This is a genomic window from Rhodoferax sp. BLA1, assembly GCF_013416775.1.
GTDB lineage: Bacteria > Pseudomonadota > Gammaproteobacteria > Burkholderiales > Burkholderiaceae_C > Rhodoferax.
This window is the reverse complement of sequence record NZ_SZVI01000010.1, coordinates 98447-123395: the sequence shown is the minus strand read 5'-3', so window position 1 is coordinate 123395 and position 24949 is coordinate 98447. Positions and strand designations below refer to the sequence as shown.

General features: G+C 61.1%; 25 protein-coding genes. 21 read left to right on the top strand and 4 right to left on the bottom strand.

The window, feature by feature from the left end; translation table 11 throughout:
* Window positions 1-20: 20 nt before the first annotated feature.
* From FDG13_RS11425 to FDG13_RS11415, 3 genes are read right to left on the bottom strand one after another with little or no spacing between them, the layout of a single operon-like run.
* Window positions 21-1367: a 3-deoxy-D-manno-octulosonic acid transferase gene (locus FDG13_RS11425; protein ID WP_180127748.1), complete on the bottom strand. Its 1347-nt coding sequence runs from the start codon at window positions 1365-1367 to the stop codon at window positions 21-23.
* Window positions 1364-2446 (bottom strand): lipopolysaccharide heptosyltransferase I, encoded by a 1083-nt coding sequence (gene waaC / locus FDG13_RS11420; RefSeq protein ID WP_180127746.1) that lies wholly within the window; start codon window positions 2444-2446, stop codon window positions 1364-1366. Before waaC ends, FDG13_RS11425 begins: the two co-directional genes overlap by 4 nt.
* A gap of 36 nt (window positions 2447-2482) precedes the next feature.
* Window positions 2483-3865 (bottom strand): phosphomannomutase/phosphoglucomutase, encoded by a 1383-nt coding sequence (locus FDG13_RS11415; RefSeq protein WP_180127744.1) that lies wholly within the window; start codon window positions 3863-3865, stop codon window positions 2483-2485.
* A 133-nt stretch (window positions 3866-3998) separates the two neighbouring features.
* Here FDG13_RS11415 and FDG13_RS11410 point away from each other — a divergent pair, with 133 nt between their 5' ends.
* The 12 genes from FDG13_RS11410 (at window position 3999) to FDG13_RS11355 (ending at window position 14461) form a co-directional block, all read left to right on the top strand.
* On the top strand, window positions 3999-5549 hold the full coding sequence (locus tag FDG13_RS11410; RefSeq protein WP_180127742.1) for a DNA-3-methyladenine glycosylase 2 family protein: 1551 nt from the start codon (window positions 3999-4001) through the stop codon (window positions 5547-5549).
* Window positions 5550-5594: 45 nt separating this feature from the next.
* Window positions 5595-6089: a methylated-DNA--[protein]-cysteine S-methyltransferase gene (locus FDG13_RS11405; protein ID WP_255435212.1), complete on the top strand. Its 495-nt coding sequence runs from the start codon at window positions 5595-5597 to the stop codon at window positions 6087-6089.
* On the top strand, window positions 6086-6985 hold the full coding sequence (locus FDG13_RS11400) for a DMT family transporter (RefSeq protein ID WP_370528211.1): 900 nt from the start codon (window positions 6086-6088) through the stop codon (window positions 6983-6985). Before FDG13_RS11405 ends, FDG13_RS11400 begins: the two co-directional genes overlap by 4 nt.
* A 279-nt stretch (window positions 6986-7264) precedes the next feature.
* Window positions 7265-7885 (top strand): hypothetical protein, encoded by a 621-nt coding sequence (locus FDG13_RS11395; protein WP_180127740.1) that lies wholly within the window; start codon window positions 7265-7267, stop codon window positions 7883-7885.
* A 60-nt stretch (window positions 7886-7945) separates the two neighbouring features.
* Window positions 7946-8110 carry a DUF1328 domain-containing protein gene (locus tag FDG13_RS11390; protein WP_078366251.1) on the top strand — a complete coding sequence of 55 codons (165 nt, stop codon included), beginning with the start codon at window positions 7946-7948 and terminating at the stop codon, window positions 8108-8110.
* 36 nt (window positions 8111-8146) lie between these two features.
* The gene (locus tag FDG13_RS11385; protein ID WP_180127738.1) at window positions 8147-8527 is read left to right on the top strand and encodes a hypothetical protein; all 381 of its coding nucleotides are present in this window, start codon (window positions 8147-8149) and stop codon (window positions 8525-8527) included.
* A 23-nt stretch (window positions 8528-8550) separates the two neighbouring features.
* A complete protein-coding gene (locus FDG13_RS11380; protein WP_180127736.1) occupies window positions 8551-8928 on the top strand; it encodes a hypothetical protein in 378 nt (125 codons plus the stop codon).
* On the top strand, window positions 8925-9371 hold the full coding sequence (locus tag FDG13_RS11375) for a hypothetical protein (RefSeq protein WP_180127734.1): 447 nt from the start codon (window positions 8925-8927) through the stop codon (window positions 9369-9371). Before FDG13_RS11380 ends, FDG13_RS11375 begins: the two co-directional genes overlap by 4 nt.
* Window positions 9372-9378: 7 nt before the next feature.
* Window positions 9379-10461, top strand: coding sequence for an AI-2E family transporter (locus tag FDG13_RS11370; protein ID WP_180127732.1), 1083 nt, complete (start codon window positions 9379-9381; stop codon window positions 10459-10461).
* A gap of 97 nt (window positions 10462-10558) precedes the next feature.
* Entirely contained in the window at window positions 10559-11458 is a 900-nt protein-coding gene (locus FDG13_RS11365) for a DnaJ C-terminal domain-containing protein (protein WP_180127730.1), read from the top strand.
* Entirely contained in the window at window positions 11455-11799 is a 345-nt protein-coding gene (locus tag FDG13_RS11360) for a chaperone modulator CbpM (RefSeq protein ID WP_180127728.1), read from the top strand. Before FDG13_RS11365 ends, FDG13_RS11360 begins: the two co-directional genes overlap by 4 nt.
* 10 nt (window positions 11800-11809) lie before the next feature.
* Window positions 11810-14461: a cation-translocating P-type ATPase gene (locus FDG13_RS11355; protein WP_180127726.1), complete on the top strand. Its 2652-nt coding sequence runs from the start codon at window positions 11810-11812 to the stop codon at window positions 14459-14461.
* Between the two features lie 9 nt (window positions 14462-14470).
* Here the strand turns inward: FDG13_RS11355 and FDG13_RS11350 are convergent, their stop codons facing one another.
* Entirely contained in the window at window positions 14471-15022 is a 552-nt protein-coding gene (locus tag FDG13_RS11350) for a GNAT family N-acetyltransferase (protein ID WP_180127724.1), read from the bottom strand.
* A gap of 387 nt (window positions 15023-15409) precedes the next feature.
* Between FDG13_RS11350 and FDG13_RS11345 the strand changes: the two genes are divergently transcribed.
* The 9 genes from FDG13_RS11345 to FDG13_RS11305 all read left to right on the top strand — a co-directional run bounded on the left by FDG13_RS11345 (window position 15410) and on the right by FDG13_RS11305 (window position 24836).
* Entirely contained in the window at window positions 15410-16729 is a 1320-nt protein-coding gene (locus FDG13_RS11345) for a sensor histidine kinase (RefSeq protein ID WP_180127722.1), read from the top strand.
* Window positions 16730-16926: 197 nt separating this feature from the next.
* Window positions 16927-18240: a sodium:proton antiporter NhaD gene (gene nhaD, locus FDG13_RS11340; protein ID WP_218942701.1), complete on the top strand. Its 1314-nt coding sequence runs from the start codon at window positions 16927-16929 to the stop codon at window positions 18238-18240.
* Between the two features lie 163 nt (window positions 18241-18403).
* Window positions 18404-19441, top strand: coding sequence for a sodium:calcium antiporter (locus FDG13_RS11335; RefSeq protein ID WP_180127720.1), 1038 nt, complete (start codon window positions 18404-18406; stop codon window positions 19439-19441).
* 413 nt (window positions 19442-19854) lie between these two features.
* Window positions 19855-20304, top strand: coding sequence for a hypothetical protein (locus tag FDG13_RS11330; protein WP_180127718.1), 450 nt, complete (start codon window positions 19855-19857; stop codon window positions 20302-20304).
* A 122-nt stretch (window positions 20305-20426) separates the two neighbouring features.
* Complete coding sequence (locus FDG13_RS11325; protein ID WP_180127716.1) at window positions 20427-20861, top strand: DUF2846 domain-containing protein; 435 nt, start codon at window positions 20427-20429, stop codon at window positions 20859-20861.
* A 117-nt stretch (window positions 20862-20978) separates the two neighbouring features.
* On the top strand, window positions 20979-21884 hold the full coding sequence (locus FDG13_RS11320) for a DMT family transporter (protein WP_180127714.1): 906 nt from the start codon (window positions 20979-20981) through the stop codon (window positions 21882-21884).
* Between the two features lie 161 nt (window positions 21885-22045).
* Entirely contained in the window at window positions 22046-23611 is a 1566-nt protein-coding gene (locus FDG13_RS11315) for a methyl-accepting chemotaxis protein (protein ID WP_180127712.1), read from the top strand.
* A gap of 114 nt (window positions 23612-23725) precedes the next feature.
* Entirely contained in the window at window positions 23726-24088 is a 363-nt protein-coding gene (locus FDG13_RS11310) for a GNAT family N-acetyltransferase (RefSeq protein ID WP_255435211.1), read from the top strand.
* Between the two features lie 97 nt (window positions 24089-24185).
* Window positions 24186-24836, top strand: a complete 651-nt coding sequence (locus FDG13_RS11305; RefSeq protein WP_255435210.1) for a GNAT family N-acetyltransferase — start codon at window positions 24186-24188, stop codon at window positions 24834-24836.
* The last annotated feature ends 113 nt before the right edge of the window (window positions 24837-24949 follow it).

Genomic DNA, 24949 nt, shown 5'->3' with positions numbered 1-24949 from the left:
GGCTGGGACCGCGCCAACGCTCAACCGGTACGCACCAGCCCCGCCACCGAGGCATTCATCACATGCACAATGGCGCGCGCCAGGCGTTGCGCCGCACCCCGGTGCGCCTGCGAAAACTGGCCACAGGCCTGACGCGCCTGCGCCAGCCGCTCAGCATCCGTCACCAGTTCAGCGGCCAACGCCACGCCCTCGCTCAGGTCGGCCACCCGCAGCGCGGCACCTGCCTCTTGCGCCTGCTCGGAGGCCAACGCGAAGTTGAAGGTGTGTGGCCCCATCACCACCGGGCAGCCACAAGCGGCGGCCTCGATCAGGTTCTGGCCTCCGAGCGGCTCAAAACTACCGCCCAGCAAGGCCACATCAGCCAGGCCAAAGTACAGCGCCATTTCGCCCAGGGAGTCGCCGAGCCAGATGTCTGGCGCCCCCGCTGACAGGTTCGGCCCTTCTGTGCCCCAGCTGCTGCGGCGCGACACGGCAAAACCCTGCGCTTGGATCAACTCGGCCACGGCTTCAAAACGCTGCGGGTGGCGTGGCACGATCAGCCACTGGATCTGGCTTGCTTCATGATCAATAGCTTCCTGCCCTTGATGCATAAGGGCTGGAGGGCTAAAAGCCTTGAGAATCTGGAGCAAAGCCAGTTCTTCGCCTTCACGTGAGCTGGCGATCATCACCACCGGCCGACCCGCCTGTTGGCGCCAGCCGCGCCCGGTGGCGATCTGCTGTGCATCGGGTGTGGCGTCAAATTTGAGGTTACCCAACACCGCGCGCACCGGCGCGCCCAGGGTGTTGAAACGCTGGGCGTCCTGCGGGGTTTGTGGCCAGACCGCGTTCAGGCCCGCATAGGCCGGACGCGCCAGCCAAGCCAGTTGCTCGGCCTGGCGCAGCGATTTGTCACTCAGGCGGCCACTGGCCAGCACCAGCGGCATCTGACGCGCATGGCAGGTGGCCACCAGATTCGGCCAGATTTCGGTTTCCATCAGCACACCAATCTGCGGCTTGAAGTGGCGCAGAAAACGCTGGGTGGCGCCCACGGTGTCCCAGGGTTGCCAAGCCTGCAGGTCACCCGGTAGCAGCAGTTTGGCACCTTCGGCGCGGCCGGTGGCGGTGCCGTGGGTCAGCAGCAGGCGCATGTCGGGCAAGATCTGGCGCAGCGCGGTGACCAGCACCGCCGCCGCACGGGTTTCACCGAGCGAGACGGTGTGCAGCCAGACGGTGGGGCCATCGTGTGACGGCAGCGGCTGGCTGTAACGGCCAAAACGCTCAGGCAGGGCGTGCAGGTAACCGGGCTCCTTGGCACCGCGGCGCTTGAGCTTGAGAACCAGCAGCGGCTGGGCCAGCCACATGGCCAGGGAGTAAAGGGCACGGATCATAAGTTGGCAAAACTCGAAGGACGGTTGTGACCTGCTGCCTGTCGGTGCGCCTGCGCTGCTGCGAGCACGGACGTCCAGGCCAGCCAGACGCTGTCCACGGTGGGTGTTGAATCGGCATAAACACTGACCTGGCGCGGTGCCGGGCCACCGTGTTCGACCTGCTGCTCGGCCAGCGGGCCGGTGCGCCAGGCGGTGTCAAAGTTGTAGAGCTGCACATGGGCCAGGTCCAGCGCCACCGCGATGTGGCTCAGGCCGCTGTCCACACCAATCACACCGTCGCAGTTGGCGAGGGAATCGGTCAACGCGTCCAGCGCCAGCCGGGGCCAGACCTGCACATGGGCCAGGTCTTGGGCGATCTCGTGGCACACGGCTTCTTCGGCCGCGCTGCCATGCGGCAGGGCCACCATAAAACCGGCGGCATTCAACCGCACCGCCAAGGCACGCCAATGGTCCAGCGGCCAGCATTTGTCGGCACGCGAGGTGCCATGCACCAAGGCCACCAGACCTTGCAAGCCGGTTCGGAATGCTACTTTTTTGGCATCTGCCAGCCCTTTATCCATCTGGGCCAACAGCCCAAAATGCATGTAAAACGGCAGGGTGTAGCCAAATATCTGGGCACACAGCAGGCGAGCCCGTGTGACCGCGTGACAGTGGGTCGGCAAGGTGATCGCCACATCGGCCACCCAGCGCGCCGGTGCCTCAAAGCTGGAGCCCTCGGTCTGGTTGGCCATGCCGTAGCGTTTGCCACCTGGCGCCAACCGGGCCAGCTTGGACACCAGGGCCGATTTGCTCAGGCCTTGCAGGTCAATCACCACGTCATAGGGGGTCTGCTGCAGCTCCTGCTTGAACTCTTTCCAGGCCTGGCGTGTCTCTGCGGCCAAAGGCGCCTTGCGCCAGCGTCGCAGCTCACAGTGGATCACCCGGTGCACCCCTTTGCAGCGCAGCACCAGCGGCGCAAACGCACGCTCAACCACCCAGTCGATCTGCGCATCCGGGTGGGCCAGGCGGATGTCCTGCACCGCCGCCATGGTGTGCACCACATCCCCCAGCGAGGAGAGTTTGACAATCAGGATCCGCACGTCAGCCGCCTCAGCCCCACACACCACGCATGAAGGTTAATGGGCAGCGGTGTCAAACTGTGCGTCGGGTTTGACCGAGCGCAACAGGGCCAGCATGTCGGCCTCAATACGCGCCAGCGCCTCGGGCGTGTGGCCTTCAAAACGCAGCACCAGCACCGGTGTGGTGTTAGAGCCGCGGATCAGGCCAAAACCGTCCGGCCAGTCCACGCGCAGGCCGTCGATGGTGTTCACGGTGGCCGGTGCCGGGAAGTTGACCTTGGCGACCAACTGGTCCACCAGACCGTGTGACTCACCCTCGGCACATTTCACATTGAGTTCGGGCGTGGAGAAGCTGGTGGGCAGCGCGTTGAGCACCGCATTTGCGTCTGGCGACTGGCTCAAGATTTCCAGCAAACGGCAACCGGCGTAGGTGCCGTCGTCAAAGCCGTACCAGCGCTCCTTGAAGAAGATGTGGCCACTCATCTCGCCACCCAGCGGTGAGCCAATTTCTTTCATCTTGGCTTTGATCAACGAGTGGCCGGTCTTGAACATCATCGGCACACCACCGGCTTCCACGATCGTGGGCGCCAGGCGTTGTGAACACTTCACGTCAAAAACGATGGTGCCACCGGGGGCGCGCTTCAACACGTCGCGCGCAAAAAGCATCATCTGGCGGTCCGGGTAAATCGTGTTGCCCTCTTTGGTGACGATGCCCAGGCGGTCACCGTCGCCATCAAAAGCCAAACCAATTTCGGCATCACCGGCCTGGAGTGCGGCCACCACATCGCGCAGGTTTTCGGGTTTGCTGGGATCGGGGTGGTGGTTGGGGAAGTTGCCGTCCACTTCGCTGTGTAACTCGGTCACCTCACAACCAATCGCACGCAGGATGCCGGGGGCCGAGGCACCGGCAATGCCGTTGCCCGAGTCCACCACAATCTTCATCGGGCGCGACAACTTGATGCCACCCACAATGCGCGCGGTGTAGTCAGCCAGCACATCGACACTGCGCACCGAGCCGCCGTCCTGCATCACCCAGCTGTCGGTTTCCATGATCTGGCGCAGGGTCTGGATGTCGTCGCCATAGATGGCGCGGCCGTCCATCACCATCTTGAAACCGTTGTAATCCTTGGGGTTGTGGCTGCCGGTGACCTGGATGCCGCTGGCGCACAAGGTGGTGGCGGCAAAGTACAACATCGGTGTCGTGGCTTTGCCAATGTCGATCACCTCGACACCGACCGACACCAGACCCTGGATCAGCGCGACACTCAGCGCCGGACCACTCAGGCGCCCGTCGCGCCCGACCGCGACCACTTTTTGCCCCTCACGCAAGGCCACGGTGCCAAAGGCCCGGCCCAGGGCTTCGGCCATGGCCTCATTCACGGTGCTGGGCACCACACCACGGATGTCGTAGGCTTTGAAAATCGAAGCGGATAGCTGCATGGAAGTCCCTTGTTGAATGTGGATCGGTCGGTTTTGAGCTCGGGATTGTAGGGCGCCAACAGCACCAGGGAGATGTCCGAAAACGGCCAGACTTCAGCCCACAAAGACCGGGTCGACACGTATCATCCAGCGCATGCCCCCGCTGCAAACCACCCCTTACGACGATGCCTGTTACCTGGCCCTGAAAGCCCGGGACGCCCGTTTTGACGGCAATTTTTTTACAGGGGTTACCTCCACCGGCATTTATTGCCGCCCGGTGTGCCGGGTGCGCACCCCCAAGCGTGACAACTGCCGATTTTTCCCACACGCGGCGCTGGCGGAACAAGCCGGGTTTCGCCCCTGCCTGCGCTGTCGGCCTGAACTGGCGCCCGGCGGCACGGCGGGCGTCCCGGTCTGGTCGATGCAAGATGCCTCCAGCATCCTGGCGCAGCAAGCAGCGCGGCTGATGGACGCAGCACCCGGCAACCCAGGGCAGACAGCGGGTGTGGCCACGCTGGCGCAACGCCTGGGCATCAGCGACCGCCATTTGCGGCGCATTTTTGAGGCGCAGTTTGGTGTCTCGCCACTGCAATACTTGCAGACCCGGCGCCTGTTGTGCGCCAAACAGTTGTTGACCGACACCACGTTGCAAGCCGCCCAGGTGGCGCGGATCAGCGGTTTTGCCAGTGTGCGGCGTTTTAATGCGGTGTTTGCCGAGCAATATGGCCTGAACCCGACGCAGCTGCGGCGCAGCGGGTCGACCAGCAGCGCAGCTGGCCAGAGCGGCATCAGTCTCAAGCTGGCCTATCGCCCACCCTATGACGTGGCGGCCATATTGCAGTTTTTTGCCAGGCGCCAAGTCCAAGGCACCGAGGTGGTGAGCCTGGCGCCCAAAAGCCTGTGTTTCGCTAAAACCCTGTCCATCCACAACGGTTCACAACGCACCAACGGCTGGCTGTTGGCGCAGTTTGACGAGTCGCGCTGCCGGGTGGACCTGCGGGTGAGTGACTCACTAGCCGAACTGCTGCCGCAGGTGATGGCGAGGGTACGCGCCCTGCTCGACCTGGACGCTGACCCGACTGCCATCAACCAGGTGTTGCACAGCCATTTCCCGCAGAGCGACGGCCTGCGCCTGCCCGGCGCGCTCGACGGTTTTGAGCTGGCGGTGCGCGCGGTGTTGGGACAACAAATCACCGTGGCTGCCGCACGCACCCTGTGCCAGCGACTGGTGGTCCGCTTTGGTGAACCGATCCAGACACCTGTCTCGGGCCTGGACCGACTGTTCCCAACAGCAGAGGCCATGGCAGGTGTCAGCGACGAGGTCCTTGGCCAACTCGGCATCGTTAAACAACGCCAAAGCGCCATCCTGGCACTGGCGCACGCGGTGGCCAGCGGCGCGCTGCAGTTGCAGCCCGGCGCCGACCCCGACCAGACCCGCGCTGCGTTACAAACCCTGCCAGGTATTGGTGACTGGACGGCGCAATACATCTGCATGCGCGCCCTGCACTGGCCCGATGCGTTTCCAGCCGGTGATGTGGCACTGCAAAACGCGCTGGGCGTGCGCCAGCAGCCCAACCCGGCGCAGACCGCGTTGGCAGCCGCCACCGCCTGGCAACCCTGGCGCAGTTACGCGGTGATCCGCGCCTGGGCCAATCTGCCGCCGCCCACCAGCCCCGTCGAATCTCGCCCAATCACTATTAACTAAATAGCTACCAGCCCTTTTGATACAAGGGCTAGAGGCCAAATACACATGAAACTCCCAGCCCACACCCAAACCACCCATATGACCAGCCCACTGGGCCAGATGCTGCTGGCGGCTTGCAACAACCAGCTGGTCGGCATCTGGTTTGACAACCAGGCGCATTTGCCTGACCTGTCCAGCTACGCACCCGATGCCGGTCAGCCGGTGTTGCAACAGGCCAAGCTGCAGTTGCAGGACTACTTTGCCGGGCAGCGCCAGCAGTTCGACTTGCCGTTGAATCTGACCACCGGCACCGCATTCCAGCAAGCCGTGTGGCAGGCGTTGCTGGCCATCCCGTTCGGTGCCACCTGCAGTTACGGCCAGTTGGCCAGCCGCATTGGCCAACCGAGCGCGGTGCGTGCCGTGGGTGCGGCCGTGGGGCGCAACCCCTTGACTATCATCGTGCCCTGTCACCGGGTGATTGGCGCCAAGGGCAGCTTGACCGGCTACGCAGGTGGTCTGGACCGAAAAACCGCTCTGTTGCAACTTGAAGGTGTCCTGTGATTTCGCCCTCCTCCAAACAGCCCTGGCTGATCGAATTTGTTCTGCTGGGCGCCATCTGGGGCGCCTCGTTTTTATTCATGCGCCTGGGCGCCGCTGAATTCGGTGCGCTGCCCACAGCGGGCCTGCGGGTCGGGATTGCCGCCCTGTTTTTGCTGCCGCTGTTGCTGGCGCGTGGCCAGGGGGCGGCGCTGGGCCAGCACTGGAAAAAAATCTTCTTCCTGGGGCTGATCAATTCAGGCATCCCGTTTGCCTGTTACTCCTATGCGCTGATGAGCATCACCACCGGTTTGTCAGCCCTGCTCAATGCCACGGTGCCGCTGTTTGGTGCGCTGGTGGCCTGGGTCTGGTTGCGTGACCGGCCACACCGCCTAAAAATTCTGGGCCTGCTGATCGGGTTTGTGGGTGTGGCGATGTTGGCTTGGGGCAAAGCCAGTTTCAAGCCCGATGCCTCTGGCCTGTCCAGTGGCTGGGCGGTGGTGGCCTGTCTGGTGGCGTGTCTGTGTTATGGCATTGCCGCCAGTTTCACCAAACGTTACCTGGCCGGGGTGCCTTCGCTGGCGGTGGCCACCGGCAGCCAGGTCGGTGCCAGCTTGGGTCTGGCTGTACCCACCCTGTGGCTCTGGCCCACAGTCCCCCCCAGCATGACGGCCTGGTTGGCGCTGTTGGCAGTGGGTGTGTTGTGCACCGGTGTGGCGTATGTGCTGTTTTTCCGGTTGATCGAGAAAGTCGGTGCCGCCAGCACGCTGACGGTGACCTTCCTGATCCCGGTGTTTGCGGTGATCTACGGCCTGGTGTTCCTGGGTGAAATCGTCACGCCGTGGATGTTGACCTGTGGTGCGGTGATTTTGTGCGGCACCGCGCTGTCGCTGGAGTTGCTCAAGCTGCGCCGGCATTAAAGCGCCGTTTCAGAACTGACACAAAGCCATCCCGGCTCTTGTTGCGGCCCAATGTGCATTGGATTCTGCTCGGGCTGAGCCTGCCGACGTCCTTCGGCAGGTCACGCGAACGGTTCATGCTCTAGCGGCTTTGTGCGCGTGCGGCACGGCGCTGCCAGCGGATCGGCCCAGGTTTTCCACCTGTGTGCGCGAACGAACAGACGTATCGCTTGCCACCCCTTAACGTCAGGACCTCGGAGCCTTTGCTGCTCGCGAAGGTCTTAACTTTAAGGAATACCCATGAAGAACCCTCTCAATCTGCTCAGTGGTGTTGCTATGGCGACATGTTTGCTGTTTGGCAGCAGCGCCATGGCGCAAACCATGTCTTCCAGCGACTTCAGCGCTGCCAAAACCCGCATCAAGGCCGACTACAAGGTCGACAAAAAAGCCTGCGACGCGCAGGCCGACAACGCCAAAGACATCTGTGTCGCCGAAGCCAAAGGCAAAGAAGCTGTGGCCCTGGCCGAGCTCGACAACAGCCACAAACCGACCGCAAAAACCCACAACAAAGTCAGCATCGCCAAAGCCGAAGCTGCTTATGACGTGGCCAAAGAAAAATGTGATGACCTGGCGGGCAACCCCAAGGATGTCTGTGTGAAAGAAGCCAAAGCCGCCCTGACCGCCGCCAAAGCCGATGCTGAGGTGCAGATGAAGACCTCCGCCGCCAACACCACAGCCAAAGAAAAAACCACCGATGCCAAAGCCAAGGCCAGCAGCGAGAACAAGGAAGTTCGCGCCGACGCAGCTGCTGACAAACGTGCGGCCCAGTTGAAGGTGGCTGAGGAAAAGTGTGATGCCTTGGCATCCACCGCCAAAGACAACTGCCTGAAAGACGCCAAAGCCACTTTCGGCAAGTTGTAACCCCAACGGGCCGGCTTGCTGCCGGTCTGTTTCACCCCTTCACCCAACCGGAGACTCACCATGCTGCATTACGCCGTTGTATTTTTTGTCATCGCTCTGATTGCGGCTCTGTTCGGCTTTGGCGGCATCGCCGCTGGCGCTGTGGGCATTGCCAAGATTCTGTTTTTTGTTTTTATTGTTCTGGCCGTCGTCAGCTTCCTGTTCGGTGCGCTGAAAGGACGCTAGTCCACACCCCCCTTTAACCCATTTCAAGGAACCACCATGTCCATGACACCTACCACTGAAAAAACAGGCAACCTGATTGACCAGGCCTCCCAATCTGCTGACCACGCCATCCGCGCCAGCCAGCAAGCTGCCAACCAAGCCGTTGACAGCGCAGGCAACGCGTTGCAAGGCTTGCGCCAACAGGCCACACCGGTGCTCGAACGCGCCAGCGAACAGGTCAGCGCGATGGCCCACCGTGGCCTGGAGTCCGTGCGTGAAACCACCCACCAGTTGCGCGTCAAGGCCGAACACGCCTCGGACAGCACCGTGGGCTACATCCGCCAGGAGCCGGTCAAAGCGGTGCTGATTGCGGCTGCCACCGGTGCCGCATTGATGGCGCTGATCAGCTTGATGGCTCGCTCACGCGATCACCATTAGGCATCTCTGAGGCTCGACTGCTGATGCACCCTTTGCTGGCCCTGCTGGCCACCCGACCACAACTGCTGGTAGACCATGCGCAGGCTTACGCCGCGCTGTTTTCCGAGGAGTTTGGCCTGGCCCGCGCCACCTGGCAGCGCCAAGTGCTGTTGTACGCTGCGGCCTTGTGTGCGCTGGGTGTGGCAGCGGTGCTGGCGGGTGTGGCCACCATGCTGTGGTTTGCCACAGCGGCACCAGCCCAGTCCTTGTGGGTGTTGCTGGCCGTGCCAACCGTGCCACTGCTGGTAGCAGTGGTTTGCCTGCTGCTGGCGCGCCAGCCAGCGCCATCCGCCTCGTTTGCCAGCCTGGGCCGCCAGATCAACGAAGACATGGCGATGTTGCGCGCGGTGGGTGAGCCATGAGCCTGGACATCAGCCCCTGCGAACGGCTTGCCGCCTCGCGTGAACGTTTGCGCCAGGCCATGCAACAGAGCCCCCACACCGGTGCCAGCCCCGGCAACAACCCGGAGAGTTTGCTCGGCGGCCTGCTCGGCCATTTGCAAACCGGCCCGGGCTTGGGCCTGGTGGTGGATGTGCTGCAAGCCTGGTGGCAAAAACAACCCATTCGGGTGGCCTTGCTGCTGGCCTCTGAAACCACCAAGGTGCTGGTGCAGCCGGTCGCCCAGCGCCACCCTTACGCGCTGGTGCTGGCCGCCGCTGGGGTGGGTGGTCTGACGGTGATGCTGCGGCCCTGGCGCTGGATTTCAACACCCGCCCTGCTTGCTGGTCTGATGCCACAAATCCTGTCCGAAATCATGAAACACCTGTCACCCAAGCCACCAGCCAGCGGCACAGTCCCCAAATAGCCGGTCCATGCCCCCAGAACCCACACCACGCAACCGTCGCGACAACAACCGCGCCCTGCCCGTCCTGCTGCTGCTGGTCTCAGCGGCGCTGATTGTTATCCTGCTGCCGTTTTATGGTGCCGTCATGTGGGGGGTGATCATTGCCCTGCTGTTCACCCCCTTGTTTAACTGGCTGCTGCCCCGGGTGGGTCAACGGCCCACTGTGGCCGCGCTGCTGACCATGCTCGTGGTGCTAGTGATTGTGGTGCTGCCGCTGGCGCTGATTGCCGCGTCTTTGGTGCAAGAGGCGGCCGTGGTGTACAGCCAGTTGGAAAGTGGTGAACTCGACCCGGCGCTGTACTTTCGCGGTGTGTTCAACAGTTTGCCCGACTGGATCACCAGCGTGCTCGATCGCTTCGGGCTGGTCAGCTTCAACACCTTGCAACGCCGCCTCACCGCCGCGCTGACGCAGGGAGCACAAGTCATCGCCACCCAGACCTTCAGCATCGGGCAAAACACCTTTGAGTTTGTAGCCAGTGTGTTCATCACCCTGTATCTGGCGTATTTCCTGATCCGCGACGGCCAAAGTGTAAGCTTGGCCCTGCGCCGCGCGTTGCCGCTGGCCCCTGAGCACAAAGCGGTGCTGCTGGACACCTTCACCACCGTGGTGCGCGCCACTGTCAAAGGCAACCTGCTGGTGGCTGCCATCCAGGGTGCGCTCGGTGGCCTGGGCTTTTGGGCGCTAGGAGTCAGTGGTGCGGTGTTGTGGGCGGTGCTGATGGCCTTTTTGTCGTTGTTGCCATCGGTCGGTGCGGCCCTGGTCTGGGCGCCGGTGGCGGTCTATTTTTTGCTAGTGGGTGAGCTCGGCAAAAGTGTGGCGCTGCTGGCCTATGGCATGCTGGTGATCGGGCTGGTGGACAACCTGCTGCGTCCGATTCTGGTGGGCAAAGACACCCGCTTGCCCGACTATGTGGTGATGATCACCACGCTGGGCGGCATGGCGGTGTTTGGCATCAACGGCTTTGTGCTCGGGCCAGTGATTGCCGCGATGGCCATGGCGGCATGGCAGATCCACATCAGCAACCAAAACGACACGCCACCAGCGGCCTAAGCGGCCCTGTTGGGTGTCACAGCGCACAGATCAGCCCTCCCGCGCCATCTGACACTTGAGGCTTGTTGTCGGACCTTCCCAGGGCCAAAATCACACCATGAAGTACAAAGACTATTACGAGACGCTGGGGGTGCCACGCGACGCTGATCTGGAACAGATCAAGAAGGCCTACCGCCAACTGGCGCGCACCCACCACCCGGACATGTCCAAGGCACCCGATGCCGAGGCCCGCTTCAAGGAAGCCGCCGAGGCCTATGCCACACTCAAAGACCCGGCCAAACGTGCCGCCTATGACGAGCTGGGCCAGCCGCAGCCAGGCGCCGAATTTTCACCGCCACCGCATTGGCAGCAGGATTTCTCGACCCGTGGCCAGTCGTTCGACAACGTCGACCTGGCCGACCTGCTGGCAGCCATGGGCCGCGGGCACGGCGCACGTGGGTTCATGCCGGTCAACGGCCACGACCTGGAAACCAGCATCACCCTCACCCTGGCCAACGCACGCCAAGGCAGCACCGTCAAACTCCATCTGCACGACGACAGCGGAGAGCGGGTTCTGGAAGTCACCGTGCCACCCGGCGTACGGCAAGACCAAAAACTGCGCCTGCGTGGCAAAGGCGGCAAGGGCCAACATGGCGGGCGAAATGGCGACATCTACCTGCACATCACCCTGGCGCCACATCCGGTGTTCCGGCCCGACGGGCTGGACCTGTACTTTGACCTGGCGCTGACCCCCTGGGAGGCCGCTTTGGGCGCCGGGGTGGAGGTGCCCACCCTCGATGGCCCGGTGCTGCTGACCATCCCAGCAGGCACCCGTTCGGGGCGCAAGCTGCGCCTGCGCGGGCGCGGTCTGCTGGCAGGCCAAAGTGACATCTACGCTCTGGTCCACATTGACGTGCCCCCCACCCTGAGTGAAGCAGAACGGGCGCTGTACCAGGAGCTGGCACGTATTTCAAACTTCAACCCGCGCGTTGTCGCACCCAAGGAAAACCCAACATGAGCCACGAACAGACCCAGCTCTGGAGCTGGACCAACAACAAGGACACCGTCAGCTTGACCGAGTTGAGTCGTTGCTGCGGCTTGACTGAGGACGAACTCGATGACCTGGTGGCCTACCGTGCATTGCTGCCTGTCAGCCCGGCAACACCCGAGCGCGTCTTCAGCGCCCAGTGGGTGATGCCACTGCGCAACGCAGCCAGGCTGCGTGTGGACTACGACCTGGACATGTTCACCGTGGCGATTCTGCTGGACAAGCTGACACGCATTGAGATGTTGCAACGCCAGGTGCATTCGCTGCAGGCTCGGCTGCCCGCCCACCTGCACCCGGACATGGGTTATTAACAAGCACACCATGTCCAACCCAAGTCCATGGCACCAGCGCGAAGCCCAAGAACTCCTGACTGAACAAGCGGTGGACCCAAGCCAGGGTCTGAGCCAGGATGAAGTCACCAGGCGGCTGGCGCGTTTTGGCCCGAATGCGCTGCAGAGTCAAACGCGACGCGGCCCCTGGCGTTTGCTGCTGGCCCAGTTCACCGACTTCATGGTGCTGGTGCTGCTGGTGGCCGCCGTGATCTCTGGCCTGATTGGCGATCTGGTGGACACCATCGCGATTCTGGTGATTGTGTTGCTCAACGCGGTGATCGGATTTGTGCAAAGCTGGCGCGCCGACCGTGCCATGGCCGCCCTGCAGGTGCTGGCCACCGCCCAGGCCAATGTGCTGCGAGATGGCCGCCAACAAGCCGTCCCCTCGCCGGACTTGGTGCCGGGCGACATCGTGCAACTGGAGGCGGGCAACCAGGTTCCGGCCGACATGCGCCTGATCGACATCGCGCAGTTGCAGGTGGACGAATCGGCGCTGACCGGCGAATCCGTCACCGTGGCCAAACAGACCCATGTGCTGCCGAGCGACAGCAGCAACGCACTGGGTGACCAGCTCAACATGGTGTTCAAAGGCACCACCGTCAGCCTGGGCCGGGCACGCGGGCTGGTGCTGGCCACCGGCATGGCCACCGAGCTGGGCAAGGTCGCCCAATTGCTGGATCAGGACGACCGCAGCACCCCGCTGCAAAACCGGCTTGCAGCCTTTGGCAAGCGTCTAGCCCTCGTCGTCATTGGCATCTGTGTCATCATTTTTGTAGCAGGTGTGTGGCGTGGTGAAGCCCCGCTGCTGATGGCCCTGACTGCCATCAGCCTGGCGGTGGCCGCCATTCCAGAAGCCCTGCCCGCGGTGGTGACGGTCCTGCTGGCGCTGGGAGCCAAACGCATGGTGGCGGTGCACGCGCTGGTGCGGCGGCTGCCGTCGGTGGAAACCTTGGGCTCGGTCACCACCATTTGCTCCGACAAAACCGGCACCCTGACCCAAAACAAGATGTTTGCCGAACAGCTCTGGGTCCAGGGTGCCGCATGGTTACCGGGCACGGCCAACCCGACGCCAGAGATTCTGGAAGCCCTACGCGCCGCCGCCCTTTGCAACGACGCCCACAACAACCCCGGCGGCGACAAGACCGAAGCCTGGCAGGGTGACCCGACCGAAACCGCGCTGGTGTTGGTGGCACACGGCGCGGGCCTGGACAAAACACAGCTTGAGACCGAGCTGCCACGGGTGCAGGAGTTACCGTTTGACTCAGACCGCAAACGCATGACCACGCTGCACCGCAGCGGCGAGCGTTTTATCGGCTACACCAAAGGTGCCCCCGAGTCTGTGCTGGCCTGTTGTGACGCGCAGTGGGCCGCAAACGGCGTCCAACCGCTGGACACCCAGCTCGTGATTCACCAGGCCAACACCCTGGCGGCCCAAGGCCTGCGGGTGCTGGCCCTGGCGCGGCGCGATTTTGTGAGCCTGCCCGAGGGGGATACCCTGGCCGAGGTCGAGAGCCAGCTGCAGTTTCTCGGGCTCATTGCCCTGATTGACCCACCCCGGGAAGAGGCCGCTGCCGCTGTGCGCGACTGCATCAGCGCAGGCATCACCCCGGTGATGATCACCGGCGACCACCCGGCCACCGCGCGGGCGATTGCCCAGCGGCTGGGCATCGTGCCGGACGATCAGGCCGATGTATTGACCGGGCAAGACCTGACCGATCTGGATGACGAGGCCCTGCTGGCCCGTGTGGCCAGGGTGCGTGTCTACGCCCGGGTTGACCCCGCGCAAAAGATCCGCATTGTGGAAGCGCTACAGGCCAGCGGCCAGATCGTGTCCATGACCGGTGACGGCGTCAACGACGCCCCGGCCCTGAAACGCGCAGACATCGGCGTGGCCATGGGTTTAGGTGGCACCGATGTGGCGCGTGAGGCGTCCAGCATGGTGCTGCTGGACGACAACTTTGCCACCATCGTGGCAGCGGTGCGCGAGGGGCGGCGCATTTTTGACAATATCCGCAAGTTCATCCGTTACGCCATGACCGGCAACTCGGGCGAAATCTGGACGCTGTTCCTGGCCCCGCTGCTGTTGCTGCCGATCCCGCTGCAGCCGATCCACATCCTCTGGGTCAACTTGGTGACCGACGGCCTGCCGGGCCTGGCGCTGGCGGCTGAGCCGGCTGAGCGCGGTGTTATGCAGCGCCCACCACGTGCGCCGGACGAGAGCCTGTTTGCCAACGGCATGTGGCAACACATTCTGGGTTTTGGGCTGCTGATCGCTGGCTTGTGCCTGGGTGTGCAGTACTGGGCGCTGTCGACCGGCCACGCCCACTGGCAAACCATGGTGTTCACCGTGTTGACCCTGTCACAAATGGTGCACGTGATGGTGATCCGCTCCGAGCGCGACGCGTTGTGGACGCAGGGCCTGGGCAGCAACAAGCCCTTGCTGGGCGCGGTGTTGTTGACCTTTTTGCTGCAAATGGCGACGATTTATGTGCCGGTGCTCAACCCGATTTTCAAAACCGAGCCTCTGAGCCTGGGCGAGCTGGGCATCTGCCTGGGCGCGGCAGCGGTGGTGGGGGTGGTTGTGGAGCTGGAGAAAGCCTGGCGCAGGCGGGCAGCCAAATCGCTTGCCATAACCAAATGATGTGTCTGTTTAAACCGAACCGCGCAGCAGCTGTGGCCTCAATGAACGGTTGGGCCGCTGGATCGCCAGCCCCATGTCCACCCGATGCATGCCTGGGCCCCAGCCGTCGGAGATGAATCCGTGGATGACGGCACCAAACTTGGTGAAGAACGGCGCGGACTTGTGGCTCGCGGCAATCGCCACCAGCTCGAGACCGAGGGAAATGGCGAGCCGGATCACGCGGGCCATCACCGCCGTGCCTATGCCCATGTCTTGACTTGATGGATGCAACAGTATCCAGCTCAAACTGCGGCGCAGACGTTCATGGCCGGTCAGTCCAAAAGCGCCCACCACCTGACCTTGGACCAGACACAGCTCGTAACAAGCCGAGCTGGTATCGAGGAAACTTGCATAGTCAGCACGCTCACCTGGCGCAAAAAATTCCGGGCAATTGGCATCAAAAAGACCGAGGCAGGTTTCTCTCTCGGTGCGTGAATAGGGTCTGAAGTGAACTTGGATGTCCATAACTTGGTTGATGATGTCGGAGTCAAGCCAACAGGCATCGGCCTGGGCATCCTGCAAACAATCTGCGTGCCGCCATGTGGTGCTGGCTGGCATCGGCTGTCTGCCCATTCTCAGCGGCGCGGCCCGATTTGGGTATCCCCCGTTTGGGGGAGATGTTGCAAAAATGCGCTTGTGTGTATCCGCCTCCGCCCCTGCAGGGAAGTTCCTTCTTTAATAGCTACCAGCCCTTATCCTATAAGGGCTGGAGGCCAATTTGCCATGTAAGTGTTTGACCACAATCGGCCAGACGGACCGTACCCATTGGCAAACCCCAGTGCTTGAACAGCGCCACATCAAAGATACTCGGCCCGTTCCCCCGTCAGCCCTGGTCACATCACCTCGTCCAGCCCCTTGCACGGCTCAATACCTTCAAGGGTTTTGCCAAGACCCACGTCGGATCGCACCATGCCCACCCGCCTGAAAAAAAGCATCGAATACTCGGCTTCTGCTGCCAAGCGGATCATCGGTGTTTACGCAGCGTTTGCGGGCTTCTGGATCCTGGTGTCGGACAAGCTGGTGAGCGGGTGGTTCAGTGACCCGCTGCTGATCAGCCGCATCAGCCTGGCCAAGGGCTGGTTGTTTGTGGTGGTCACAGCCTTGCTGCTTTACGGGTTGATCCGACGCATGCAGCAACAGGCGCAAGCCCTTTGCGAGCGTGAGATGACGGTGCAAAAGGACCGCGCTACCGTGCGGCAACTGTTGGACAAGATCGCAGAAAGCTCCTCCGACACCATTTACGCCAAAGACCTGCAAGGGCATTACCTGCTGTTTAACCAGGAGATGGCCCGGGTGCTCGGCATTCCCAGCGAGCAAACACAGGGTATGGATGACAACGCGCTGTTTCCGGATCAAGCCGAGATGATCCGGGCCAACGACCTGCGGGTGATGGCGGAAGATCGCCCCATCACCTACGAAGAAACCGTCACCACAGCGCTGGGCGAGCGGACTTTTCTGTCCACAAAAGGGCCGCTGCGCGAGGCAGATGGCACGGTGACGGGTCTGTTTGGCATTTCGCGCGACATCACCGAGCGCAAACAGCACGAACAGATGCTTCAGCAGTCCCTCAAGGACAAACACGCCCTGCTGATGGAGGTGCACCACCGGGTCAAGAACAACCTGCAGCTCATCGTCAGCCTGTTGCGCATGGAGGCGGGCCGCAGCACGGTGGCCGACACGCGGGCGGTGCTGGGTTCGATGCAGGGGCGCATCCGCTCCATGGCCCTGTTACACGAGTCGCTGTACCGCTCAGGCACCGTGGCATCGGTAGACCTCGGCGTTTACCTGGGTCAGCTGGCCAAACAGGCATTCCACGCGCAGTTGGTGTTGCCCGACAAGGTACAACTCCAGCTGGTCATGGGTTCGGTGGTGGTGGGTATGGACCAGGCCATTTGTGCGGGCTTGCTGGTCAATGAGTTGATCTCCAATGCGCTCAAACATGGGTTTCCGAACGGACGCGGCGGCGACGTGGTGGTTGAGCTGCAAGCCGCCGACCCGGCACCACCAACCGCCAAAGACCAGTGGCGCCTGTGTGTTCGTGACAACGGAGTCGGTCTGCCAGCCGACTTTGCGTCCAGGCGCCTCCATTCGCTGGGTTTGCAATTGGTGGATGACTTGAGCCGACAACTCGGCGGCAAGCTCAGTATTACGTCACAGCCCAGCGCCGGAACTCACTTTGCCGTGGTGTTCACCGCGCTGGAGCCCGCGCCGCTGGTGGTGCCGGCATGACTTGCATCCACAGAACGCCACACAGGGCAACGACAGACGCGGGTCAACCGGAAGGTTGAGCTACATCAAGCTGAGGCATAAATGTTTGTTTTTGTGCGATCAAGTGCATCTAGAATGCGCCCCGGGTGCTTGCATCACGTGTTGTGGTGCAGCAGGTTTTAGCGCTGGTCGGGCCGCCACGCGGAGCAACTTCGACCATGTCTCTTGTACCTCAAACCGTCGCCCTGGTGGCCCCGGCCCTGATTGCCGTTTTTGTGGTGGCCTACGCGGCCATTGCGCTGGAACACCCCCTCAAGATCAACAAATCCGGCTCGGCCCTGGTCGGTGCTGGCCTGATGTGGACGCTGTACGCGCTGTCGGTGGGCGACCACCACCTGGTAGGTGAACAGCTCAGCGAATCGCTGATGACCACGGCGCAGATCGTGTTCTTTTTGATGGGGGCGATGACGATTGTTGAGGTGGTGGACGCGCACAACGGTTTTGAGGTGATCACCTCACGCATCAACACCGCCAAACTGTCCACCCTGATGTGGCTGGTTGGTTTTGTCACGTTTTTCCTGAGCGCCATCCTGGACAACCTGACCACCACCATCGTGATGATTTCGCTGATGCGCAAGCTACTGGCCAAACGCGAAGACCGCCTGTTTTTCGCCGGCATCATCGTGATCGCCGCCAACTCTGGCGGCGCCTGGTCACCCATTGGTGACGTGACCACCACCATGCTGTGGATTGGCGGGCAAATCACCAGCCTGGCGATCATCCAGGGGGTGTTACTGCCCTCACTGGTGAGCCTGCTGGTGCCGCTGGCGATCGTCTCTTACATGCTGCGTGGCCGGGCTGCGGTGGCGCCCACCAAGGTGGCTTCGGCAGCCGGTTCGCACACCACACGGTTTGAACGCAACCTGATGTTTTTCCTGGGGCTGGGCATTCTGGTGGCGGTACCGGCGTTCAAGACACTCACCCATTTGCCACCGTTCCTGGGCATTTTGTTTGGCCTGGGCCTGTTGTGGATGGTGGGTGACATCGTGCACCGCCGCAAGGAAGACGATGCCAAACACCATTTCACCCTGGTCCACGCCCTGAGCAAGATCGACATGGGCTCGCTGGTGTTTTTCATCGGCATTTTGCTGGCGGTGGCCACGCTGGAACACACGCATGTGTTGACCTCGCTGGCGCAGTGGCTGGGCCAGGCGGTGGGGCGCCAGGACATCATTGTGATGATCATCGGCCTGGCGAGCGCCATCGTCGACAACGTGCCGCTGGTGGCCGCATCCATGGGCATGTACAGCCTGGAACAGTTCCCGCAGGACCACTTCTTCTGGGAGTTCCTGGCCTACTGTGCAGGCACCGGTGGCTCGATCCTGATCATTGGCTCTGCCGCCGGGGTGGCCGCCATGGGGCTGGAAAAGATCCAGTTCTTCTGGTACCTCAAAAGGATCGGTGCTCTGGCTCTGGTGGGTTACCTGGCCGGTGCCGGGGTGTATCTGTTGCAGTACCAACTGATGCATTGAGGCCAAAGGCATCGCTTGGCGGGTGCAACGCCCGCTGAGCGTGGGTCGTGTGCGGCCTGCAGCACAGACAAGGAACTGGTGCACGGCCAACATATGCCATGACAACATCCCGAGCACCCGTCACAAACAGGCGTGACACAGTTGACTACGGGGGCAACTTGTGATGATGAGTCCGCTGAGCGTGATCTGGTTTCAGTTTGCGCTGTGCGCCATTCTGATCGGTGCAGCAGGTTACCAACTGTCGCTCTACGGTGATGTCATCGCCCAACGCACCGGCATGTCAGGCAGTTGGATCGGTCTGGCCTTGTTGGCCACCGTCACCTCCCTGCCGGAACTGGCGACTGGCATCAGCAGCGTGACTCTGGCCAACGCACCCAACCTGGCGGTGGGGGACGCCTTGGGCAGCTGTGTGGTCAACCTGGTGTTTCTGGTGGTGATCGACACACTGATTCGCAAAGAACCCCTCTGGCCTCGTGCCGGGCAAGGTCATGTGCTGGCCGCAGCCTTTGGTGTGCTGATGCTGGGTTTTACCCTGGTCAGCCTGTTGATGAGTCAGGTGACATTGCCTCAAACGTCTGCGCTCAACTCGGTTGTCACACAGTTGGGCTTCGGGTTGACCACGCCGGTGTTGCTGGGCTTGTACTTGGTGGCGATGCGCACCGTGTTTGCCTATGAGCATGAGCATGCCGTTGCACAGACCGATACGCTGGACAATCAACTGCCAGCACTGCGCACGGCCCTGATTCGCTTTGCCCTCGCTGCCTGCGTGGTGGCCGGCGCGGGGGTGTGGTTGCCGTTTGTGGCCACCGACCTGGCCAACGCCATGGCCTGGAACAAGTCCTTTGTTGGCAGCTTGTTTGTTGCCCTGGCCACCTCTTTGCCGGAACTGGCGGTGACCCTGTCCGCCCTGCGCATCGGGGCGCTGGAAATGGCCATTGGCAACCTGCTGGGCAGCAACCTGTTTAATGTGGTCATCATCGCGGTGGACGATCTGTTTTACCGCCCCGGTGTGTTGCTCGCCAACGTGTCCTCCGTACATGCTGTCACCGCCGCCTCGGCCATCACCATGACCGGACTGGCCCTGGTGGGGCTGTTTTTCAAACCTGGCGGACGCGTTTTACGCGCCATGAGTTGGATCAGCCTGGGCTTGGTGTGCATGTATTTGCTCAATACCTACGTGCTGTTCCTGTTTGGCGAGTAGGCCAACGGCATCAACCGCATGGCGGCTGACGGATGGACTGTGCCTAGGCCCTAGACCCGATCCGCCGGACAAAGAGGGACAGCAAGGTATTACACAACCTGGTGCTGGCAAGACCAGTGTCTGAATGTAGATTGAGGACCGATGGCCAGGTAATGTGTAGCCAGCCGTCCATTGTCCCTTTCATCAGGATTGACTTGGCGCAAAGAATATCGCTTTAGCCCCCAGCCCCCTCAAATGGTAGATTGGAACCCTTCAAGACGCCCCTATCATGCCTGCGCCTCTCACGGTCTTCGCATGAAGACGAGGCCAGTTCAAGCAACGGTTTGAATTGAATACTTGTACAACGCTGCACTTGAACACTGGAAAATTTCTCTGGTGAAAGTGCATTCGTAGCAGTTTTATCAGGGATATTAATGCATCACACTAAATTGGCAATTCTTGGAACATTTGTCGTCCTCTCAACGGGATGTGCGTCAATCACCAGCAGTGAAATGCAACAGCTGTCACTCACGACCAAAGGCGAGGATGCCAAAACCATCGAAGGAGCCAAATGCAAGCTCCAAAATGACAAGGGGACATGGGAAGCGAGCTCTCCCGGATTCGTCAATGTCCACCGGTCGTCTGAAGACCTGACCGTAGTCTGCGCCAAGGACGGCGAGAAAGACGGCCTGCTGAAAGCCATCTCAAGAGCCGCCGGAGGCATGTGGGGCAATATTATTTTTGGCGGTGGCATTGGTGCCATCGTTGACCACAACAAAGGCACGGGGTACAACTATCCAGACGCTTTACCGGTGCAAATGGGCAGCTCCGTGATTGTGGATCGCAAAACGCAGGACCCAACAGCGACAGCATCCGCCAAGTAATTTGTGCGTGAACAAACGCGCAAATACGATGACGATGACCATGTTCACAGCAATGACGATGGTCATCGTTCAATCAGTCAAGTGACTTTTGGTTTTTCTCAACGACTCAGAAAGCATTTCGCATGAAGAAGTTCATTGCACTCGCCGCCGTCACCCTCAGCCTGGTTGGCTGCGCCTCCGTCAACATGGGTGATGCCAAACAAGATACTTCTGCCAAGAAATTCGTAGCCCCAAAGGACAATGCCGCTGTCTATATTTACCGCAACGAATCCATCGGCGGTGCGGTGAAGATGGACGTCGAGTTGGATGGCAAACCCATCGGTCAGACTGCTGCCAAAACCTACTTGTACAAGGAAGTAGCACCCGGCAAACACACGCTGAGCTCAAAGGCAGAAAACACCGACTCCCTCGAAATCGACGCCAAACCCGGTGCACTGCTCTACATCTGGCAAGAGGTGAAGATGGGTGTGTTGTATGCACGCACCAAGCTGCACCTGGTGGATACCGCACAAGGTCAAAAGGGTGTGCTGGAAAGCAAACTTGCCGACACCAAGTAAGCGCACAAGCTGCATCTGGACAAACTGACGACATCGGGCCAACGCCCGCTGCCATTCACTTCAAGAACGCCAGTGCATGGCTCACACTGAGCCAACCGTGTAGGAAAGAAGTTTGTTGTGAATGTTGTGATGTATCTGGTCTGTCTGCTGGCGTGGGGTTTGAACTTCATTGCCATCAAGATCCAAGGCCACACCGTTCCCCTGGAACAGTCTCTGCTGTACCGGCTGGCCGTCACCACGCTGGTCTTCGTCGCCCTGGTCGCTCTGCTGAAACCGGGCGGCAAGCCCAGGAGCAAAGACTGGGGATATCTGGCGGCATTTGGCGTGCTGAACCTGTCGCTGAGTTACCTGCTGCTGTACTACGCCACCATCTGGATTTCGGCGGCGCTGGTCACGCTGGTGTTTTCCCTTAAAACGATAGGCACGCCGCTGGCCTTGCGCCTATTCCTGAAACAGGACTTGCATCCCACGGTGCTGGTTGGCGGGCTGATCGGTGTCTGCGGTGTGGGCCTGGTGTTGTACCCCATGCTGGGGCAGACGATGACTGGCGCGGCATGGACTGGACTCGGTTATGCCGTGTTGGGTATGTTGCTGACCTCGGTCGGGGATGCCTGCTCGGCACGCAATACACGCGTTGGCATCCACCCATTGCGCGCAAATGCCGTCGGCTTTTGCGTGGCCACGGTGTTGCTGGCCGCGCTGTGTGCCTTTCAGGGACAGCGTTGGCAATTCGACATGTCGGCACGCTACGTGGGCGCCCTGCTCTACCTGACGTTGGTGGCATCCTGCCTTGCCTGGTTGTTCTACCTCAAGCTGGTGGAGCGCATCGGCGCTGCCGCCAGCAGCTACATGGTGGCGCTGTTTCCTGCGGTGGGTGGCATCGGGTCGGCGGTCATTGGTGAGTCGGAACCGACCCTTTATCTGGTTGCCGGTTGCCTGGTCAGTTGTATCGGGGCGACCATCGCCTTGGGGGGAAAGCGCTTTTGGGGCACTGCGCAGCGGCAGATTGAGAACGCTTCTTAACCAGCGTGCGTGCCAGTGAATATCTGGCTGGCGAGCTGCCAAGCGCTCTTCTGGCCAAGTGTTGACGCCGCCCCGTTTACCCGCACAATAGCTGTGGTTTTTCCCTTGCCACGGTGATTGCAAACGACTGGTGTGTTCTTCCCATCCTCAGGAGTCGGTTTATGAACATGGTGTCTTCATTAAAAATTGGTGTGCGTCTGGCGCTGGGTTTTGCCCTGGTGTTGGCTCTGGCAGTGGTGATCACCGCCTTCAGCGTGGTTCAGCTCAACAGCTTGGCCCAGGCCAGTCAGGCCATGATGCAGGAGCCGCTGGCCAAAGAACGCTACATCTCGGACTGGAGCCGCAACATCAACGTGGCGGTGATCCGCACCACGGCGGTGGCCAAAAGCAGCGACGCCAGTCTGGTGCCATTTTTTGCAGCCAATGCGGCCGAAATCACCAAAAGCACCAGCGAGTTGTTGAAAAAAATCGAACCGCTGATTGCGTCCCCGGAAGAAAAAGCCCTGTTCGCCAAAATCTCCGAGGTGCGCAAAGCCTATTTAACCAGCCGCGACCAGGTCACCAAACTCAAAAGTGATGGACAGGTCGAAGAAGCCAACAGCATCCTTGAGAAAGACTACCTGCCCGCTGCCGACGGTTACATGAAGCTGGTGGGTGAATTTCTGGCAGTGCAGCGCAAGAACCTGGATGCCAGAGCCCTGGAGATTGCCGACATCGAGCGCACCAGCCGCAACCTGCTGATGGCACTGGCGGTAAGTGCCCTGGCTTTGGGTGCACTGTGTGCCTGGCTGCTCACGGTGGGCATCACCGGGCCGCTGAAAAACTCGCTGGCAGTTGCCACCCGGGTGGCCGAGGGGGACCTGAGCGCCGACATCCAGGTGGTGGGCCAGGACGAAACGGCGCAGTTGCTGCAAGCCCTGTCCAGCATGAAAAACCAGCTGGCGGGCATTGTGAACCATGTGCGCCAAGGCTCCCAAGGGGTGTCGGTAGCCAGTGCCGAAATTGCCCAGGGCAACAACAATCTGAGTGAACGCACCGAACAACAAGCCAGCGCGCTAGAAGAAACCGCCGCCTCGATGGAAGAGCTCAGTGCCACAGTGCGGCAAAACGCCGACAACGCCCGCCAGGCCAACCAGCTGGCGCAAAGTGCCAGCACGGTGGCAATCCAGGGCGGTGAGGTGGTAGGCCAGGTGGTGGCCACCATGAAGGGCATCAACGACAGCTCACGCAAGATCGCCGACATCATTGGTGTGATCGACGGCATTGCTTTCCAGACCAATATCCTGGCCCTGAACGCGGCGGTGGAAGCTGCGCGTGCTGGTGAACAAGGCCGCGGTTTTGCGGTGGTGGCCAGTGAGGTGCGCAGCCTAGCCGGGCGCTCGGCCGATGCGGCCAAGGAAATCAAGAGCCTGATCACCGACAGTGTGAACCGTGTCGAACAAGGCTCCGCGCTGGTGGACCGGGCCGGAGTCACCATGGCCGAGGTGGTCAGCTCGATCCGGCGCGTGAACGACATCATGGGTGAAATCAGCGCCGCCAGCACCGAACAAAGCCAGGGTGTGGCCCAAATCAGCGAAGCCGTGACCCAGATGGACCAGGCCACCCAGCAAAACGCCGCGCTGGTGGAAGAAATGGCCGCCGCCGCCAGCAGCCTGAAGTCTCAGGCGCAGGAGCTGGTGGAGGTGGTGTCGGTCTTTAAACTGTCAGCCAACACCCAGATGGGTTGATCTGGGGAGGTGTGCCGCTGATCGCTATCTCATATGTAGCTACTATCCCTTTATTCATAAGGGCTAGAGGCACATTTCTTTACAATCTTCGTTAACCTGGCAGGCCGCACATCGATGGACATGCACCTCTACCCCGGTTATCTGCCTGGCGCCATCGGCAGAATCGCCCAATTACACGCCTCGTTTTATGCCGAACACAGTGGGTTTGGCGTGGCGTTTGAGGCCAAGGTTGCCTCTGAACTGGCCGAGTTCTGCGCACAGATGGATTCAACCCGCGACGGGATCTGGCTTGCCGTGGCATCCGGTGAGATCCTGGGCTCGGTCGTCATTGACGGTGCCAATGCGAAAGACAAAGGGGCGCATCTGCGCTGGTTCATCGTCTCTGACAAGCTGCGTGGCTCAGGCGCGGGTAACCAACTGCTGAACGCCGCCATGGATTTCTGTCGCAGCAAGTCATACCGGAAGGTGTACCTCTGAACTTTTGACCAACTCCACGCGGCGCGGCATCTTTACGAAAAGTACGGATTTGAACTGGCCAAGGAGCAGCTTGGCCATCAGTGGGGCAAGGAAGTGAATGAGCAACTGTTTATCAAAAGTGATGCCTGATGGCGTGGATGGCCTGATCACCGCAGGCATATTCATCCTTCGCCCTTATTTTGAGGCTGACGCGTCCAGCATGAGCGCCGGTGTACGCGAATCCATGGAAACACTGGGCCGTTGGATGCCATGGGCAAAACCTGATTTCAGCGATGACGATGCACTTTGCTGGTTCGCAGAATGCAGCCGCGCTCGAGCCCTGAGTGAGGCGCATGAGTTTGGTATCTTTTCCAAAGATGGCAGGTTCATCGGGGGCTGCGGCTTGAACCAGTTCTCCGAACGCAATAAGTTTTGCAACCTGGGATATTGGGTCAGGCAGTCCGAGCAGGGAAAAGGCGCCGCAACTGCCGCAACACTGGCTCTTCGGCGGCTGGCGTTTGAGTCTCTGGGCTTGGCTCGCGTGGAGATCGTTGTTGCGCAGGGCAATGAACCGAGCATCGCCGTCGCACGCAAGGCGGGAGCGGTGTACGAGTGTCTGGCACACAACAGGCTGCAGGTTCAGGGCCAGGCTACAGCTGCCCATATCTTCTCGTTCATTGCAGACACTGGCGCCGAATCTGTGAATGCATCTAGCAACACGCCTCTTGGGACGTCCGACCTTGCGATAACCATAACTTCGCCACCGTAGGTGAGTTAATGACAATGAAGTCTCTGTGCATCAAAAGCCTGACTTCTCCATCCCGGCACGGCACGTCACGAACGATCACCACCCATCGGACGGAACAGACAATCCCTGTGATT